Source organism: Brevibacillus sp. YAE8 (assembly GCF_057543335.1).
Map to the genome: position 1 here is coordinate 258,409 of NZ_BAAIYG010000004.1, position 15,741 is coordinate 274,149.

Annotated in this window: 16 protein-coding genes, 1 pseudogene and 1 riboswitch; of the genes and pseudogenes, 9 read left to right on the forward strand and 8 right to left on the reverse strand. The window is 52.6% G+C overall.

Annotated elements, in window-relative coordinates:
• Nucleotides 1-131: 131 nt before the first annotated feature.
• Nucleotides 132-497 (reverse strand): Na-translocating system protein MpsC family protein, encoded by a 366-nt coding sequence (locus AC27IT_RS09085; protein ID WP_007781634.1) that lies wholly within the window; start codon nucleotides 495-497, stop codon nucleotides 132-134.
• Between the two features lie 52 nt (nucleotides 498-549).
• Nucleotides 550-1,824, reverse strand: coding sequence for an L-lactate MFS transporter (locus tag AC27IT_RS09090; protein WP_007781632.1), 1,275 nt, complete (start codon nucleotides 1,822-1,824; stop codon nucleotides 550-552).
• A 425-nt stretch (nucleotides 1,825-2,249) separates the two neighbouring features.
• Between AC27IT_RS09090 and fdhD the strand changes: the two genes are divergently transcribed.
• A complete protein-coding gene (gene fdhD, locus AC27IT_RS09095; RefSeq protein ID WP_007781627.1) occupies nucleotides 2,250-3,047 on the forward strand; it encodes a formate dehydrogenase accessory sulfurtransferase FdhD in 798 nt (265 codons plus the stop codon).
• Nucleotides 3,048-3,078: 31 nt separating this feature from the next.
• Here fdhD and mobA read toward each other — a convergent pair whose 3' ends face one another.
• The gene (mobA, locus tag AC27IT_RS09100) at nucleotides 3,079-3,699 is read right to left on the reverse strand and encodes a molybdenum cofactor guanylyltransferase (RefSeq protein ID WP_007781625.1); all 621 of its coding nucleotides are present in this window, start codon (nucleotides 3,697-3,699) and stop codon (nucleotides 3,079-3,081) included.
• A gap of 112 nt (nucleotides 3,700-3,811) precedes the next feature.
• On the opposite strand from mobA, the gene AC27IT_RS09105 reads away from it, so the two are divergent.
• Entirely contained in the window at nucleotides 3,812-4,249 is a 438-nt protein-coding gene (locus AC27IT_RS09105; protein ID WP_007781621.1) for a Dps family protein, read from the forward strand.
• A gap of 116 nt (nucleotides 4,250-4,365) precedes the next feature.
• Here AC27IT_RS09105 and AC27IT_RS09110 read toward each other — a convergent pair whose 3' ends face one another.
• Together AC27IT_RS09110 and AC27IT_RS09115 are read right to left on the reverse strand one after the other, a co-directional pair.
• Nucleotides 4,366-4,830 carry a hypothetical protein gene (locus tag AC27IT_RS09110; protein WP_007781617.1) on the reverse strand — a complete coding sequence of 155 codons (465 nt, stop codon included), beginning with the start codon at nucleotides 4,828-4,830 and terminating at the stop codon, nucleotides 4,366-4,368.
• Nucleotides 4,831-5,051: 221 nt separating this feature from the next.
• Nucleotides 5,052-6,731 carry a methyl-accepting chemotaxis protein gene (locus AC27IT_RS09115; protein WP_025847977.1) on the reverse strand — a complete coding sequence of 560 codons (1,680 nt, stop codon included), beginning with the start codon at nucleotides 6,729-6,731 and terminating at the stop codon, nucleotides 5,052-5,054.
• Between the two features lie 526 nt (nucleotides 6,732-7,257).
• Here AC27IT_RS09115 and AC27IT_RS09120 point away from each other — a divergent pair.
• The 3 genes from AC27IT_RS09120 to AC27IT_RS09130 all read left to right on the forward strand — a co-directional run bounded on the left by AC27IT_RS09120 (nucleotide 7,258) and on the right by AC27IT_RS09130 (nucleotide 8,751).
• Nucleotides 7,258-7,704, forward strand: a complete 447-nt coding sequence (locus AC27IT_RS09120; protein WP_283858790.1) for a helix-turn-helix domain-containing protein — start codon at nucleotides 7,258-7,260, stop codon at nucleotides 7,702-7,704.
• Between the two features lie 69 nt (nucleotides 7,705-7,773).
• Nucleotides 7,774-8,298, forward strand: a complete 525-nt coding sequence (locus tag AC27IT_RS09125) for an ImmA/IrrE family metallo-endopeptidase (RefSeq protein WP_005827010.1) — start codon at nucleotides 7,774-7,776, stop codon at nucleotides 8,296-8,298.
• Nucleotides 8,299-8,340: 42 nt separating this feature from the next.
• Nucleotides 8,341-8,751 (forward strand): hypothetical protein, encoded by a 411-nt coding sequence (locus AC27IT_RS09130; protein WP_007781577.1) that lies wholly within the window; start codon nucleotides 8,341-8,343, stop codon nucleotides 8,749-8,751.
• Here AC27IT_RS09130 and AC27IT_RS09135 read toward each other — a convergent pair.
• Nucleotides 8,725-9,468, reverse strand: a complete 744-nt coding sequence (locus AC27IT_RS09135; RefSeq protein WP_429788748.1) for an alpha/beta fold hydrolase — start codon at nucleotides 9,466-9,468, stop codon at nucleotides 8,725-8,727. The two genes, AC27IT_RS09130 and AC27IT_RS09135, sit on opposite strands and share 27 nt — an antisense overlap.
• Nucleotides 9,469-9,736: 268 nt before the next feature.
• On the opposite strand from AC27IT_RS09135, the pseudogene AC27IT_RS09140 reads away from it, so the two are divergent.
• Nucleotides 9,737-10,240, forward strand: a pseudogene (locus tag AC27IT_RS09140) (inositol monophosphatase family protein); the annotation flags it as partial.
• A gap of 39 nt (nucleotides 10,241-10,279) precedes the next feature.
• Here AC27IT_RS09140 and AC27IT_RS09145 read toward each other — a convergent pair.
• Complete coding sequence (locus AC27IT_RS09145; protein ID WP_005827020.1) at nucleotides 10,280-10,837, reverse strand: CGNR zinc finger domain-containing protein; 558 nt, start codon at nucleotides 10,835-10,837, stop codon at nucleotides 10,280-10,282.
• Between the two features lie 167 nt (nucleotides 10,838-11,004).
• On the opposite strand from AC27IT_RS09145, the gene AC27IT_RS09150 reads away from it, so the two are divergent.
• The 3 genes from AC27IT_RS09150 (at nucleotide 11,005) to AC27IT_RS09160 (ending at nucleotide 14,603) form a co-directional block, all read left to right on the forward strand.
• Complete coding sequence (locus AC27IT_RS09150; RefSeq protein WP_283858789.1) at nucleotides 11,005-11,499, forward strand: DinB family protein; 495 nt, start codon at nucleotides 11,005-11,007, stop codon at nucleotides 11,497-11,499.
• A gap of 115 nt (nucleotides 11,500-11,614) precedes the next feature.
• Nucleotides 11,615-11,801: riboswitch (Lysine riboswitch) on the forward strand.
• A gap of 113 nt (nucleotides 11,802-11,914) precedes the next feature.
• Nucleotides 11,915-13,357 (forward strand): amino acid permease, encoded by a 1,443-nt coding sequence (locus tag AC27IT_RS09155; protein WP_487091747.1) that lies wholly within the window; start codon nucleotides 11,915-11,917, stop codon nucleotides 13,355-13,357.
• A 55-nt stretch (nucleotides 13,358-13,412) separates the two neighbouring features.
• The gene (locus tag AC27IT_RS09160; protein WP_290426748.1) at nucleotides 13,413-14,603 is read left to right on the forward strand and encodes a TolC family protein; all 1,191 of its coding nucleotides are present in this window, start codon (nucleotides 13,413-13,415) and stop codon (nucleotides 14,601-14,603) included.
• A gap of 165 nt (nucleotides 14,604-14,768) precedes the next feature.
• Here AC27IT_RS09160 and cidR read toward each other — a convergent pair whose 3' ends face one another.
• On the reverse strand, nucleotides 14,769-15,680 hold the full coding sequence (cidR, locus tag AC27IT_RS09165; RefSeq protein WP_005827029.1) for a cidABC operon transcriptional activator CidR: 912 nt from the start codon (nucleotides 15,678-15,680) through the stop codon (nucleotides 14,769-14,771).
• Nucleotides 15,681-15,741 lie beyond the last annotated feature (61 nt).

A 15,741-nucleotide genomic window follows, 5' to 3' on the forward strand; every position in this document is an offset into this window, starting at 1 on the left:
GATCCCTGATAGGAAGAGAGCGCGTTCACGGTGGTTGTCTCCGGCAGGTTCGCTACCTAGTCTCAACGTCGTGTTTGCTTGCGAAGTCCGCTTTGTCTAACCGGTGAACAGGAACGCTGCTTCGCTTAGACTTACGGTTCGTTTTTCCATTTTTTCTCGATGTCCTGATCGAAAACAAAGATGGACATCCCAAAATCACGTTCAATGTCAATGTCGACGAACAGGTCGACGAGTTTTGCGCCCAGAAACGCTTCCATGTCAACTGGCTGGTGTTTCCGATACATCTCCTTGACCATTTCGGTTCTGGCAGCTCGTAGTGTCTGCTTTCCATCTTCCGAAGTGGCAATGAACTTTTCCACCGGCGAAAGATTGCCCTCCATTTCGCAGATCGCCCAGTTTTTGCAAAACGTGGTGCTGATCTTGCTAGGTCCTTTCCCCATATGGCGCTTCCGGAAAGCTCTGACCAAATTACTGAACTCTGCTTCGAACTTATTCATCGACGGTACTCACCTTTATTCCAATCATTCTCTACTAAGACTTTACCATTGATTAACTAGCCAATTCAACTGACTTTTCTCTTTGTCTGGCTTCTTCCTTCAATTTTTTAATATCCAACCGGATTAAGAGGGAAATAAAGAAGGCGACAATGAACATCGCAGCGAACACGCTCATCGTTCCTGTGTAGCTTTGCGTCGTCTCGCGCACCCATGCGGCGAAGATCGGGCCTGCCAGCCCTGCCGCCGCCCATGCGGTCAAAATGTAGCCGTGAATCGCCCCGAGCTGGCGCGTGCCAAACAGGTCGCCAATGTAGGCAGGGATCGAGGCGAAGCCGCCTCCGTAGCAGGTCATGATGATGAACATCGCGATCATGAACAGCACCGGGTTGCTCATGTTCGGCAACAGGAAGAACAGCACCATCTGGATCGCGAAGAAAGCCGTGTACGTATTCGCCCGCCCGATGTAGTCAGACAGCGAAGCCCAGCCGATTCGTCCGCCGCCGTTGAACAAGCCGTTCAGGCCCACCATCAGCGCAGCGGTTTGCACGGACATGCCGACCATTTCCTGCGCCATCGGCGAAGCGACGGAGATGACAGCAATTCCACAAGTCACGTTGATGAACAGCATCAGCCACAGCCAGTAAAAACGGCGCGTCTTGATCGCTTCGTTGGCGGTAAGCTGGCACAAGTCTTTTTTGATTTGCTTGTCGCCTGCTGCCCCTTCGGTCGAAAAACCTGCGGGCACCCAGCCTTTTGGCGGCGGAGACAAATATTGCGCAGATGCAAACATGACGACGAAATAAATGATACCTAAAATGTAAAAGGTGTTCGCAATGCCGACACTCTCAATCAGCGCGTTCATGATCGGGCTGGCGATCATCGAAGCGAAGCCAAAGCCCATGATCGCAAGTCCTGTCGCCAGTCCGCGGCGATCCGGGAACCACTTCACAAGCGTAGACACCGGGGTAATATACCCGACCCCAAGGCCGATTCCGCCCAGCACGCCATAACAAATGTACAAAAGCGGCAAGCTGGCAAGCTGGATGGCAAGCCCGGAGCCGACAATCCCGACGCCGAAAAAGATCGAGGCGAGCGTTCCCGCTTTTCGCGGCCCGTGCTTTTCTACGTAGTGTCCGAGAAAAGCCGCGGACAGCCCGAGAAACAAAATCGCGATGCTGAAAGTGAACTGCACATCGGGCAGTTCCCAGCCAAATTGCTGGGTGATCGGCTTGGTAAATACACTCCACGCGTACACCGATCCAATCGAGATGTGGATCCCCACCGCAGCCAGTGCAATCAGCCAACGGTTTTTCACTTGTTGCTCCATCATGTTCATCTCCTTTAAAATGGTCTTGGTTGGAATGAAGCCCAATCACTGGTGCGCCACTCCGAAAGCAAAAAGAAAAACTGCTGATTTCATCGACACCCCCCGCTTTTTCCGCACACACGGAAACAAAGGTATCAATGAAACACAGCAGTTAATCATCAGCAGGAACGCTACGTCAGCATCAACAAGCACGTGCCATCGTATTCAATTGGCGATTCACAGCGAGAGATTCGGTGACAGGTTCGCTGTTCCGTGTCTTTTCGCTCTATACGCGCAGGAAGTTACTGAAAGTAGAAAATTTTATGACACTTTCACCCTCACATAGTATACTACCATGTAAGCGCTCACTCGACAATATTTTCTCTGTCAAAATCTATTCACAACTTGTCATTTCTCCACGCATGAACATGATACGGGAGGTTCGCATGTCAAAACTGAGCAAAACAACCCGCCTGCGCGTCCTGAAAGTGACGGCTGACCAGCACCACTGGGAAGACGACGAGATCGTCACGGAGTACCCGCTCACGATTTTTCTCAATGACGAAGAGTTCGCCACCGTCGTCTGCACGCCAGCCGATCTGGACGAGATGGTGATCGGTTTTCTCGCAGCGGAGGGAGCCATCCAAAGCTTCGGGGAGATCAGGCAGATCACGATAGACGAGGCAAAAGGGCTGGCCTACGTAGACCTGCACAAAGAAACGATTTTGTCCCAGAGCTTTTACTCCAAGCGCAGAATTACGTCGTGCTGCGGCAAAAGCAGACAGTCCTTCTACTTTTTCAGCGATGCCCGCACAGCAAAGCCGGCGAGCGGCACCACCACCGTCACCTCTGCCCAATGCACCAGACTCATGGACGAGCTGCAAGCCTCCTCCGTTATCCATCAGCAGACAGGAGGCGTTCACAACGCGGCTCTGTGCACGCCTGACCAAGTTCTCTTGCAATATTCGGATATCGGACGCCACAACGCGCTGGACAAAATTTACGGGAAGTGCTTGCGGGATAATATCTCGACCGCGGACAAGATTCTCGTGTTCAGCGGACGGCTCTCGTCTGAAGTTTTGTTGAAAGCCGCCAAGATCGGCGCAGGCATCATCCTGTCCAAATCGGCTCCGACCGACCTCGCCCTGCAACTGGCAGAGGAACTGCAAATCACGGCCGTCGGCTTCATCCGCCAAAACAAAATGAATGTGTACACGCATCCGGAGCGGATCATTTTGCCCTAGCTCCGCTTCTTGCGTGAAAAACAGGACAAGCTTACGGCCGTCCTGTTTTTCTGCGTTGCTCTTCGCGGATGGCAGCCGCGTACTCTTCCGGAGTATTGGCATTGAACAGCGCCCACGGGTCGAGCCAGCCGTCCGGCACTTCCAGGACGGACAGCTTGCGAATCGTATTCATCAGCCGCAGCTCGCCCTGCTCCAACGCTTGTTCCCAGACGGGCTGCGTGCTTTTGCGGTACAAGGCGCACAGCGGATGAATCCGCCCCTGTGCCGAAGGAATGACCGCGTCCCAACCGTCTTTTCCGGCGGCATAGGCGAGCAGGCTTGCGAGCTGCGTCCGGTCCATAAACGGCAAGTCGCAGGAGAGCACGAGCAGCACGTCCTTCCTACACAGGCGAAACGCCGTCACCAGGCCGCTCACGGGTCCCGCTGACGGCACCAGATCGGCGGTCACGCTCACGCCGTCTCGTTTGACAAGCTCTGCCGGGATGCGCTCAGGCTCGTTGCACACGATCAGGCAAGGCATCCCCATCGCCAAAATTTCTGTTCCCAGCTCTGTCACCAAGGTGCCTTCGCGCCATGGAAGCTGGTCTTTCGCGACGCCCATCCGGCTGCTTTTTCCGCCAGCCAGAATGACCGCGTGTACGTTTGGCTGCATAAACATCTCCTGCCGTCTCCAAGATTTTTTCCTGCAAGGGTTGACAATAACCACTATTAGTTTATAATAATTATAAATAAGAAATCATTTTAAAAAAGGAGAGGTTACGATTATGGAAAACACTATGTTCAACGTTTTGAATAAACAAGTGGCAAACTGGACAGTTCTGTACACCAAGCTGCACAACTTTCACTGGAATGTAAAAGGCCCTCACTTCTTCACCCTGCACGCGAAGTTTGAAGAGCTGTACAACGAAGCTTCGGCGCACATCGACGCATTGGCAGAGCGCGTGTTGGCAATTGGCGGCAAACCTGTAGGCACATTGAGCGCATGTCTGAATACAGCGAGCATCACAGAAGCGGAAGGCAATGAAACCGCCGAGCAAATGGTGGAAACCGTCGCCCGCGACTTCGCGATCCTCGTCGACGAGCTGAAACTGGCAATCGAGGCTGCCGAACAAGCAGACGACGAGGCGACAGCGGACATGCTCCTGGAAATTCGCAGCGGTCTGGAAAAACACATCTGGATGCTCAACGCTTTCCTGCAATAACAGCTTGCCCGTTACCATCCCATACAAAAAGGCGATCGTGCTTGCACGTCGCCTTTTTTGCTGTGAATCAAGCGGCTACCCAGTCCAAGTCCGGGCAGGCAAGCCGTCTTTTCTGTCTACGCCAGTGAAAAAATCAGCTTTCTTCCATCTTTTCCCACTTTTACCTGAGGCAGATACTTCAATGACTTTTGTACGCCGATGTACGGGCTGGCGAACTCTACGTCATGCCGTTCCTTCAAAATCGAACAAAGATCGGCCAGGGACATCGGAGACATGCTTTCCCGCAAGATGTTCTCGATGTGATTGGCCACTTCCTGATAATTGTGACGAATGTGGGTCTTTCGTACCTTGATCCGCTTCACCATATCTGTCGGAAGCTCCTCAGTCGCCACCGCTACTTCGTCAGACAGCTCAGTTGCATCAAAGCCTGCCTCGGCATCCATTTCCCGAATCCGGTTCAGAATTTGCTTGATGTCTGCTCCCAACTGCTTGTCCTGGTCTACGTATTGCCGGCGCAGAGCCATTCGCTGCTCCAGCATGGCCTGCAGTGTCATCTGCAACGCTTTCCGTTCATTAAACATTGCGCTATGTATTCCCCTTTTCTCAAAAAGTAGAATTTTATGGAATGTATCCTCAATAATAATATAACTCGTCCCCCTTGAAAACGAGGAATTTAGGCGCACAAACGCTGACGACTTTCGCGATAGCCAAAAAAACGAGCTAACTCCCTTATATGAAAATCCCCCCCAAGCATGCCTATACTTAAGGGAGTTGTCAGTGTCCTACACAAACGATTATTTCCTCAATACCTGAAATTCGAAACGATCTTCTGCAGTTCTTCGGACATCTTGGACAGAGCCAAAGCTGACGAAGCAATTTCTTCCATGGAAGCCAACTGCTCTTCCGTAGCAGCAGAAACATTTTGCGTTCCGGCTGCTATTTCTCTGGCTACTTCCCGTATGGTTGCCACCGATTGCACAATGTCTTCCATCGACCCTGCGACCCGCTGCGCACTGCCTGACACCGCTTGAATCTGAACAACAACATCGCCCACTGAGCGTTGGATGTGCGCGAAGGAAGTTTCTGCCTGGGTTGCTACTACCATGCCTTCGCTTACTTCGTTTTTCACTTGAGCCATGGAAGCTACCGCTTTTTGCATCTGTTCGCGGATCATCGAAATTAAATCGCTGATTTTACTTGCCGATCCGGCTGACTGCTCCGCAAGCTTTCTTACTTCCTCTGCAACGACAGCAAATCCCCTGCCTTGTTCCCCTGCCCTTGCCGCTTCAATAGCTGCATTCAAAGCCAGCAAATTCGTTTGAGCAGCAATGTCGGTAATCACTTGAACAATTTCGCCAATTTCCTCTGAACGATCGCCCAAATCTTGGATTGCATTTGCCAGGTCATGCGTCTTGGCGTGAATGGAACCCATTTGTTCGTTTGCGGTTTGGAGCGCCTGATTTCCTTCCTCTGCCACTTGCGCTGCTTGTACGGCGGAAGCGGATACTTTCTGGGCGTTGGCCGCAATTTTTTCAATTTCTTGCGCCATTTCGTTAAGTGTCTGGGCACTCTGGTCTACGCTGGAGGCTTGTTGCTCGGAGCCCGAGGCTACTTCTTGCATGATGGAAGCGACTTGCTCGGTGGCTCTGCTTGTTTGTTCAGCGCTTGCCGTTAACTCTTCCGCAGATGCGGCAACCTGTTCTGCATTGACGCCCACTTGATGAATCAGGCTGCGCAAGTTGTTTTTCATGAGAGTAAAGGAATGAGCCAGTTCCCCGATCTCGTCCTTGTTCTTTACAACAATATCTTCAACAATCAGGTCTCCCGCCGCCATTTTTTGTGCAGAGGAGGCAAGCAAGATGACGGGTCTCGCAATCCATCTTGAAACAAAATAACCAATGCAAAGTGCCAGAACGACTGCGATCGCACTGATGATGAGTCCTGTTGTGATTACGCCGTCTACCCGAATGGAGTTTTCTTGGGAGGCTTGCGTCATTCGCATTTGTTCTCGTTCATTTATTTCGTCTGCTACCGCCCGAATGTCTCTGGAAAGCGGGATCAACGTGGTGTTGGCTATCTCCAGAGCCCGTTCACGGCTCACGGAAAGAACCTGATTTTTCAATTCCTCGTATTGCTTGTTCAAGGTCTCGATCTTGCCCAGAGCATCCTTGGTTTCTGGCGTTGAGGCGATTTCCATGGCGGAAGATACGAAAGCAGATAATTCCTTGCTTGCATCCTCCATTTTTTTCACGGCTTCCGGATCTTGTGTAAGCAGGTAGTCTCGCAAACTGCTATTCATCTGCGTAGCCTGTACCTGAATCCCTTTGGTCTTCAAGAGCACGTTAGCCTTTACGTTTACCAGATCAGAATACGAGTTCTCTACTTCCTTCAGAAAGGCAAAAGACAGTCCACTCACGATAACCATAAGCAACGAGATCGTTAAAAATCCGCCCGTAATTTTCTTTCCGATTGTCCATTTCATGCTGTACCCTCCCAAAAGGAAATAAGTTTCTGCAAAATCATTTTTACATCAGTAAACTGCTCGTTGACCAGAACTTGCGATCAGCCAAACTGGTTCGTTGGCGGCGATGAGCTTCCTATGGAAAGCCCCTTCCTGTCGATTATAAGCATACATGCAAAGTCGGCTCTGTTGCAAGGTGGATGGATCGGTCGTACATCCGATCACCAAAGCCGTTCATACCAAAGGGGATATATTCGCTCCCTATCGGAATGAGCATGGTCATAGTTGCCGTTTCATGGGAAATTTGAATAAACGGGAGAAAGCGAAGGCAAGTTTCTTACAAGAAAAAGCGGTGGTAACTGGCAAGAATGGAGGCAAACCTCCTTTGGCACAAAACAGAACAAACGTTTTGTTTGTATAAGCATCTTGATGTACAACACTCTTGTATGTCAAAAGAAAAACGCAAAAATAACATACAAGCTTTCCTTCTTGCTTTTGTTTTAGTACAATATAGTTGTACATCTGCAACGGAAGGACTGGCGCGCTCATGCTATCTCAGCGCTTACGCACAGCTCGCAAGGCAAAAGGTCTGACCCAGGAAGAGCTGGCAGAACGTGTCCGCACGACCAAGGGAACGATCAGCAACTACGAAAACAATCACAGCACCCCTCCCAATGACATGCTGATGCAGTTGGCAGACATTTTGGAGGTGACAACCGATTGGCTCCTGGGGCGGACTGAAGATGGGGCAGCCTATGTCGCTACCGCATCTGCGCAGGCTGGTCAGCGCTCGCTGGACGAGCTGTTGCAGGAGAAGATCGACGATCCGGATGACTACTACTTTTTGGATGGCTATCTGGAAGCTTCAGAGGAGGAAAAGAAAGAAATCCGCCGCTACTGGTACGACTTGAAAAAGCAGTGGAAAACGCGCCAGGTGCGCGAGATACGACCTCCTTCCTTGTTCGACATCATAGAAGAGCTGAAAAAAAACTAACCCCTTGGCGGGGGTTTTCTTTTCGCGACAAAACAGAACGTATGTTCCAATCATTTCAGGAGGTCCCTGATGCACTTCTCCCTTTTGCAAGAAATCGGCAAGCCGCAAACATGGCTGGAGAGCCGCGTGTACCTCTTGCTTCGCCATCACGGCATAGAGTTGCCGGAGCAAATCAACCTGACGCAGCTTTGCGAAACGTACGGCATCGAAATCCATTTCATCCACGGCCGAAGCCGCGCCCACGCACATCCGACCATGCCGAACCGCTACATCATCGCGGTAGACGAGCGGCTGGACCCCGCGACGCAGCGGGTCAAAATCGCCCATGAACTGGGACACCTGCTGCTGCACGAAGGGGTACAGCCCCAATGCAGCGAATGGATGATCGACTGGCAGGAATCACAGGCGAACCACTTCGCCGAGCACCTGCTGTTGCCGCTCTACATGATGGGCTCCGTGCTGGCGGATTGCTCGCGCTACCAGGCACCCGCGCTGTTGGCCACCCGCTTTCAGGTGCCGCTCGCCCTTGCCCGCACCCGGTTTGACCGGATTCTCAGCCGCCTGTACGCCAAAGGGTTTCCCGTCTACGATTAGCAGGCCGTTCGTTTTTTGACCATCTTTTCGGAGGCGATTTTCGTGAAACGTATTTTCATAGCCGGAGACGCATACAGCCGCCATTTTTTCGAGCTGCCCCTCGACCAAGACGAGGAGCTGTCGCTGCGGCCGTCGATTGCGGTGGCGAATTACCACGTCGCGCGCTTTGCTCTCATCATGCGCGACGACGGTTTGCGCGGCCTCGGCATCTTGCCGGGCGATGCGCTGCTCATTTCCGACTTTTCCGCGGAACCGATCCACAACAGGCCCGTTCTGGTCAGGCAGGAAGGGCAGTTTCTCGTCCGGATCGCGGCGGACGTCAATCCGGTGGAATGCCTGTTTACGACTACTCGCGCAGAGGACGAGCCGCTGCTGTTGCCATCCGAAAACATCCGCATCACCGGCGTCGTATCTGGCATCGTCTCGCTAACGGGCAATGACGTCGGTCAGTAGCCAGTCCTTGATCGCCGCCACGGTCTGCTGCCACTGCTCCTGGGGAGTGATGGCGGCAGGCTGGTCGCCCTCCTGCGCCCCGTAGCTTCCGAACTGCGCATGATTGCCGCCCTCGATCGACATGTACACCGTGCGCTTAGGCAAAAATTGCTTGTTCTCTTCGTATTTTTTCCGGTCGATGACTCCATCCCGCGAGCCGAGCAGCGACAGCACGGGGACATCCGCTTCCTTCAAATCCCCGCGCTTGTCTGGATACGCCCCCAGGAAAATGACGCCGTCAATCCGCTCGAGCTGGCTGGCTGCGTATCTGGCTGCCATCGCGCCGCCGAGAGAGTGCCCGCCGATGACGAACGACTGCTGCGGATACGCTTTTAACACTTGATTGGCCCGCTCGACGTCGGTGATCGCCAAATTCAGCGGCATCCGCGCGATGAATACCCGATAGCCGGAACCAGCCAGGGCGCGTGCGAGCGGCGCATAACTCTCTGGCGTGACCAGAGCGCCCGGATACAAAATCAAGCCAGGCTCACGCGCTTCCCCACCTTCAAAAGCAATCCAGTCGCCCGTGTCGATCACCGTGATCCCTTCGCCTCCCTGCATCGCGTCTTTTGCCGCCTGATCGGGCTGATACGGCCGCAAATACCAGATCGCTGTACAAGCTCCGGCGAGCAACAGCAAGACCAGCACCCTCCACCATCGTTTCCGTTTCCGACTCATTCCGCCACCTCGCTTCCGTTCCCTTGTTGCTTGCTTCTTATTATGTCTCAATCTTCCTTTCCATGTGCGCCATTTGCCCATTCCCGTCAAAAAGCGTGCACATGTATTGACGGCAACCTGTTTTATTAGTAGTACTTTTACATACCACTAATAAAAATCGTGTCGTTTGCCCTTGGCTGAACAGCTTTCAAACCAATGGGCCAGACCGCTCTTGAACGCGGAACGTGCGCTGTCGCTGCGCCGAAGGACACGATCCAAACAAGAAAGGTTGGGGAACCGTTATGAAGCAAGACGATGTGTTGTACTGCGAAGCTTTGCTGCGAAAAGTCGGCCAGAGACTGTTTGCCGAATTTGCGCAGGAGCCAGCCTGCACGAGCAAGCAAGCGATGAACGAACGTTTTCGCGCCTTAAATCGCAAGCAGAAGAGCTGCTCCGGCACGGCTTGGCGGAGCGCTTTCCCGCGTATCGCTGGTCCGATGCAGAATTTGATGCCTCCCTGCAAAAACAGCCGGAATACTCGACCCCGTACTGGATTTGCAATGCCATCGACGGAGCCGTCCACTTTTTGCAAGGCATGCCGATGTGGGCCGTCTCTCTCTGCCTCGTCCGCGACGGTCAGACGGCCGTTTCCTTTGTGTACGACCCTTGCCGGGATGAGATGTTTACTGCCATTGCAAGACAGGGCGCTTTTTTGAATGGCAGCAAAATTAGTGTCTCGGCCAAAACAGCGCTGTCCGAATCCGTCCTGGGCACGCTGTTTGCGTCCTCGGAACCGATGAATCTCTCCGTCGGCAAGCTTACGGCCGATTCCTTACTTTTTCTCCTTTTGCCGCTCCCGAAAACGGCGCACCTTCATGAGATTGCCGCACATTTTGTCATCGCACCAGCGGCGTACCCGATTGCGGCTTTCATCGTAAAACACCCATCGGCAGTCCTCGTTGTCGCAAATCTTGATGCGCTGCACGTGCTCAGGAAGCAGCAGCGTGGCAAAGGAAGCCGCGATGCGGGCCATCACCAGCTCCCAGCCGCTGGAGGCGCTGACCAGCTCCTGCTCATACCCGCTCTCCTTGCCCGCAGAGATGACGCGAACGTGAAAAGGCGCCTTCGCGAGCGTCTGATTCAGCTCCTCCAGTTCCTCCTGCCGCAACGCTTCCCCGCGCACGACCCGCTCCAGCAGACTGCGCATATATTCGCGCAAACGCAACAGCGCCACTGCACTCGCCTCATCAATAGGCAATGGGGCGTGCAAAGCGTATTCCCGCAAAAGCTGCTCCAGCCATTCCTGCTTCGCCAGCCGATTTTCCCTGCGGCCAGACCCGCGCCAATCGCGCCAATCACTGTTTAAAAAATCAATGCACAGCCAGTTCACTCCACTCTTCCCCCATCTGCTTTTCGTTTCTTTTGCTTCTTGTATGCTCAGCCTGTGTATGGTATTCTCTATCTGTAACCAACATAAAATATTTAGGTGGTTACAAGCTGCTTCTTATTGCCATTATAACGTTTCACCAATCTGTTTGACAGACGAGGAGGAACCACATGAATCGGATGGAACTGCTTGTTCACGAATGGGAATGCACGTATGACAAAGAAGACTGGTTTCCGCCGCTCAAGCACGCCCTGGCCGGCGTAACGGCTGCGCAAGCAAGCTGGCGGCCGGAAGGCGCGGCGGCGAACACGATTTGGGAAAATGTCAGCCACCTGCTTTACTTCAAGGAACGGTTGCTGCACCGTCTGTCCGGCACGGAATTTATCAATACCGCCGAGACGAACGACGACACGTTCCAGCCTTCGGGAGCGCCCGACGACGAAGCAGCCTGGCAGGCCACCGTACAGCGGATGGAAACCGTCCATCGCCAAATTCATGAAAAGCTCGTCGCTCTGTCAGACGAAGCGTTCGACCAGCCGCTTCCGAGCATCCCTGCCGGGCAAAGCGTGATGAGCATTATTTTGCACGACGCTTTTCACACAGGGCAAATCGTGCAGATCCGCAAGTTGCAAGGCTCCTGGCCTGCACGCCGATCCTTTTTGTAGCAAAACCTCTCCATGCCAATATTTTGCAGCGCAACTTTTTTCGTTGATAAATAACCGTCAATCTTATATAGTTGATAAATAAATCAATTTCATACATGTTATCCTCATCATTCACGGTGAGGGTAGAGGTCGCGGCTTTTATGTCATCCTGTACGAGATTCAGAAGAAATCAATGACTCCAGGAAAGGGAAAAGCCGCCGAAGCTCATGGCGTATCTCTGTGCGCATGGGCTGGGGCTGTACCCGAAAGGGACAGAACTGTCACGTTTGCTTGCCGGGCAAACGTGGTGTGCTATCTTCAGTGAAGGCTTGGTGGGGATTGGATCATACCGCCCTGTGCCGTTTTTTGGCTATTGGCGGTTTTTTCTTTTCCGACCGACCTTCTCAAATTTTTAGAAAGGTCGTGCAAGCAGCATATGTCACAGAATCAACTGCAACGTGGTTTGAAAGCCCGCCATCTGACGATGATCGCCATCGGCGGCTCCATCGGGACGGGCCTGTTCCTGGCGAGCGGAGGCTCGATTCACGAGGCTGGACCGGGCGGAGCCTTGGTCGCCTACATCGCCATCAGCATCATGGTTTACTTTTTGATGACCAGCCTGGGGGAAATGGCTGCCTTCATGCCTGTATCCGGCTCGTTTTCTACGTACGCCACCAAATTCGTCGATCCGTCCCTCGGCTTCGCGCTGGGCTGGAATTACTGGTACAACTGGGCGATTACGATTGCCGTCGAGCTATCCGCTGCGGCGCTGATTATGAAATACTGGTTCCCGGATACTCCCGCCATCTTGTGGAGTGCCCTGTTCCTCGTCCTGATGTTTGCTCTGAACTTGTTGTCTGTCAAAGGCTACGGCGAATCCGAATACTGGTTTGCCCTGATTAAAGTCGTGACCGTCATTGTCTTTATCATAATCGGTGTTTTGATGATTTTTGGCATCATGGGCGGCGAAGCAGTCGGCTTCCAAAACTTCACCAAAGGCGACGCGCCATTCAACGGCGGCTTCATGGCCCTCCTTGGGGTATTCATGATTGCCGGGTTCTCCTTCCAGGGAACTGAGCTGGTCGGTGTGGCCGCCGGGGAGAGCGAAGACCCTGCCCGCAACATCCCGAAAGCGATTCGCCAGATTTTTTGGCGCATCTTGCTGTTCTATATTTTCGCGATCCTGATTATCGGGCTGCTCGTTCCGTACGACAATCCGAATCTCATCAGCGGAGACATTACCGATATTGCCATCAGTCCGTTTACGATCGTGTTTGAAAAAGCCGGCTTTGCCTTTGCCGCCTCCGTAATGAACGCAGTCATTCTCACTTCCGTCCTGTCGGCGGGGAACTCCGGCATGTACGCTTCCACCCGTATGCTGTGGGTGCTGGCGAAGGAAGGCAAAGCTCCGAAATGGTTTGCCAAAGTGACACGCAACGGCGTCCCCGTCAATGCCCTCATCATGACGGCTGCCATCGGCGCGCTGGCGTTTTTGTCCTCGCTGTTCGGCGATGGCGAAGTGTACGTGTGGCTGCTGAACGCCTCCGGTATGTCTGGCTTCATCGCCTGGCTCGGCATCGCCGTCAGCCACTATCGCTTCCGCAAAGCTTACTTGGCGCAAGGCCGCGATCTGCGCGATTTGCCGTACCGGGCGAAGCTGTTCCCGTTTGGCCCGATCTTCGCCTTCATCATTTGCTGCATCGTCATCATCGGCCAAAACTACTCCGCGTTCATCGGCGGAGAAATCGACTGGAACGGCGTTTTCGTCTCCTACATCGGACTGCCGCTGTTTTTGATCGTCTGGCTGGTTTACAAATACACGAAAAAAAGCAAGCTGGTACCACTGAACAAAGTCGATCTCAGCATGGACGAAAAATAAAAATAGCGTTGCAACAACTCTCTACAAGATTCCCTCGTCGCAGGGAATCTTTTTTTTGGCGCAAACTATATTTCCTATCACATTTTCATATTTCGTATTGACGAATAACGCATGGAAATATATACTGTTCATGAAATTCGATAATGATAATCGTTATCATTATATTTTCTTACTTTTTATAGGAGGTAGCATAATGAAATCCAGGTTGTCCAAGCACATTTACAGCACCACGCTGGTTGCCGCGCTGTTGGCAGGCAATGCTCATCTCGCTCTGGCGGAAGAACCTCTCGTCGCAGCAGCGGAACAGACCCAAATCGTTCCCTTGTCCCTCGACCATGCCGTAGAGCAGGCACTGAAAAACGACGTTGATCTGGAACTGCTGCGGCTGACGTATGACAACACCCGCTACGAAACCCTCATGACGCTGCGCGATAAGGCCGCCATCAAGAAAGATGACATCAATACTCTGGATGAAGCAAAGAAAAAATACGAAGAAACAGCCAAGGCGCAAAAAACATTGCTCGTAGACGAGGCATCCTATAACGCTTCGAAAATCAGCTTGCAAATGCAAGTACAAAAAGCGTACTTTGAAGCGCGGGCGCTCGAAGAAAAAATCAAGCTGCAAAAGAACAGCATCAGACGCCAAACCTGGGCCCAGGACAGCGCTGCGAAAGAAAAGCTGTCCGAGCTGGAAAACAGCTTCAAGCAAGCATTAACCAAGCTCAATGAATTGCTGAACGAAAAAAGGGACAGACAATGGCTGCTGGAAACCAGCAAACTCTCCTATACCCCGCTGCCAACGCTGGAAGAAACCAAAGCTCTCGCCTACCAAAAACGCCCTGACATGGTCAAAGCGGAAGCAGAGAGAGCGTTTGCCCAGGTAAAAGTGGACTACACCTCCGAGTATGCCGCTATCAGCACATACAAAGGAAGAATCGCACTCAACGAATTGCGCAAAGCTGAGCTGCTGCTGCAAAAGCTCAAGCAAAAAGTCGATCAGGAAGTGAGCGACGCCTACGAAAAAGCGGTCGCAGCAAAAAAAGCGCTAGATGAAAGCACCGCCGCAAAAGACGAAGCATGGAAAACTTATCACGCCACACTCACCGATTATGCGAACAAAAAAGTATCTCTGAACGACCTGATCGAAACAGAAGCTGAATTGTTTGATTCTGAAACAAAAGCAGCCGATTCTCTCTATCAATACAACATCGCTGTCAGCACCTTGAATCAATCGGTTGGCCTTTAATATTTCGCGTTACGAAATATTCGATCTCATTTTTCCTTCCTTTTTCCAAGCTTTACGCCAGCTTTGACAGGCGTCTTTTCAAGGCCAAGCTGCCTTTATATAAATCAAAGAAGCAGTCGTCAGCCTGCAGTCGTTCTGCTGTGGCCGACCGCGCAAAGAAAGGCTTCATCCTCGCGATGAAGCCTTTCTTTCTATAGAAGGCAGCATTTCTTTTGTAAAGCGAATCCACTCGCGGGTGGCGTACGACAAATAGGCGTTTTTGCGCCAGATCATCCCCAGATGCCATTTGATCGTCGGATTGACCAGCGCGAGGCTGTGAAAGCGCCGCGGATCGAGCTCCCGGCAAATCGTCTGCGGCAACAGGGTGATCCCTACGTTGGCCGCCACCATTTCCGAGAGAAAATCCCACTGCGAGCTTTTGTAGATGACCGTCGGGTGGAAGCCTACGCGCACGCACTCGTCAATGATCCGGTTGTGCAAGGAAAAATCTTCGTGAAACAGCAAAAACCGCTCGTTTGCCAGTTCGGCCAGCGACACCTCCTGCCGCCCGGCCAGCGCATGCGTAGGGTGGACGACTACGCGAATCTGTTCGTTGACAAAAGAGTACGACTCAAACAGCTCCTCACTCGTCGGCAGCAAAACAACGCCGCTGTCCAGCATCCCTGACGCCACGTCCGCCTCGACTTTTTTGGAGCCGACCTCCAGCAGCTCCAGCACGATCCCCGGATACTGCTCGCAAAACTTCCCGATCACTTGCGGAAAAAAGCTCGCCCCTACCATCGGCGGCAGCCCGATGCGGATTCTCCCCCGCTTCAGCTCCATCAAATCGTCGAGATGCAGCTTCATGTTTTCAAACGACTTCACCATCACCTCTGCCTGGGAAAACAAGACCCAGCCCGCGTCGGTCAACGTAATCCGCTTGCCGACCCGCTCAAACAGCTCGACGCCGATTTCTTCTTCCAGGTTCCGCACCATCTTGCTGATCGTCGGCTGGGTAATGTACAGCGCCTCTGCCGCCTTGGTGAAGCTGCTGTGGCGGGCTACCTCCAAAAAATATTGCAAATGGCGAATGTCCATCCCGCTGCTCCCTCCGCTTCATCTATAGATATGATGAATGATACTCATTCCATATATGCAT

What these genes read in the sequence shown, in the direction of transcription:
- AC27IT_RS09085 (WP_007781634.1), bottom strand. Translation starts at nt 497, where the DNA reads ATGAATAAGTTCGAAGCAGAGTTCAGTAATTTGGTCAGAGCTTTCCGG.
- AC27IT_RS09090 (WP_007781632.1), bottom strand. Translation starts at nt 1,824, where the DNA reads ATGGAGCAACAAGTGAAAAACCGTTGGCTGATTGCACTGGCTGCGGTG.
- fdhD (WP_007781627.1), top strand. Translation starts at nt 2,250, where the DNA reads ATGTCAAAACTGAGCAAAACAACCCGCCTGCGCGTCCTGAAAGTGACG.
- mobA (WP_007781625.1), bottom strand. Translation starts at nt 3,699, where the DNA reads ATGCAGCCAAACGTACACGCGGTCATTCTGGCTGGCGGAAAAAGCAGC.
- AC27IT_RS09105 (WP_007781621.1), top strand. Translation starts at nt 3,812, where the DNA reads ATGGAAAACACTATGTTCAACGTTTTGAATAAACAAGTGGCAAACTGG.
- AC27IT_RS09110 (WP_007781617.1), bottom strand. Translation starts at nt 4,830, where the DNA reads ATGTTTAATGAACGGAAAGCGTTGCAGATGACACTGCAGGCCATGCTG.
- AC27IT_RS09115 (WP_025847977.1), bottom strand. Translation starts at nt 6,731, where the DNA reads ATGAAATGGACAATCGGAAAGAAAATTACGGGCGGATTTTTAACGATC.
- AC27IT_RS09120 (WP_283858790.1), top strand. Translation starts at nt 7,258, where the DNA reads ATGCTATCTCAGCGCTTACGCACAGCTCGCAAGGCAAAAGGTCTGACC.
- AC27IT_RS09125 (WP_005827010.1), top strand. Translation starts at nt 7,774, where the DNA reads ATGCACTTCTCCCTTTTGCAAGAAATCGGCAAGCCGCAAACATGGCTG.
- AC27IT_RS09135 (WP_429788748.1), bottom strand. Translation starts at nt 9,468, where the DNA reads ATGAGTCGGAAACGGAAACGATGGTGGAGGGTGCTGGTCTTGCTGTTG.
- AC27IT_RS09150 (WP_283858789.1), top strand. Translation starts at nt 11,005, where the DNA reads ATGAATCGGATGGAACTGCTTGTTCACGAATGGGAATGCACGTATGAC.
- AC27IT_RS09155 (WP_487091747.1), top strand. Translation starts at nt 11,915, where the DNA reads ATGTCACAGAATCAACTGCAACGTGGTTTGAAAGCCCGCCATCTGACG.
- cidR (WP_005827029.1), bottom strand. Translation starts at nt 15,680, where the DNA reads ATGGACATTCGCCATTTGCAATATTTTTTGGAGGTAGCCCGCCACAGC.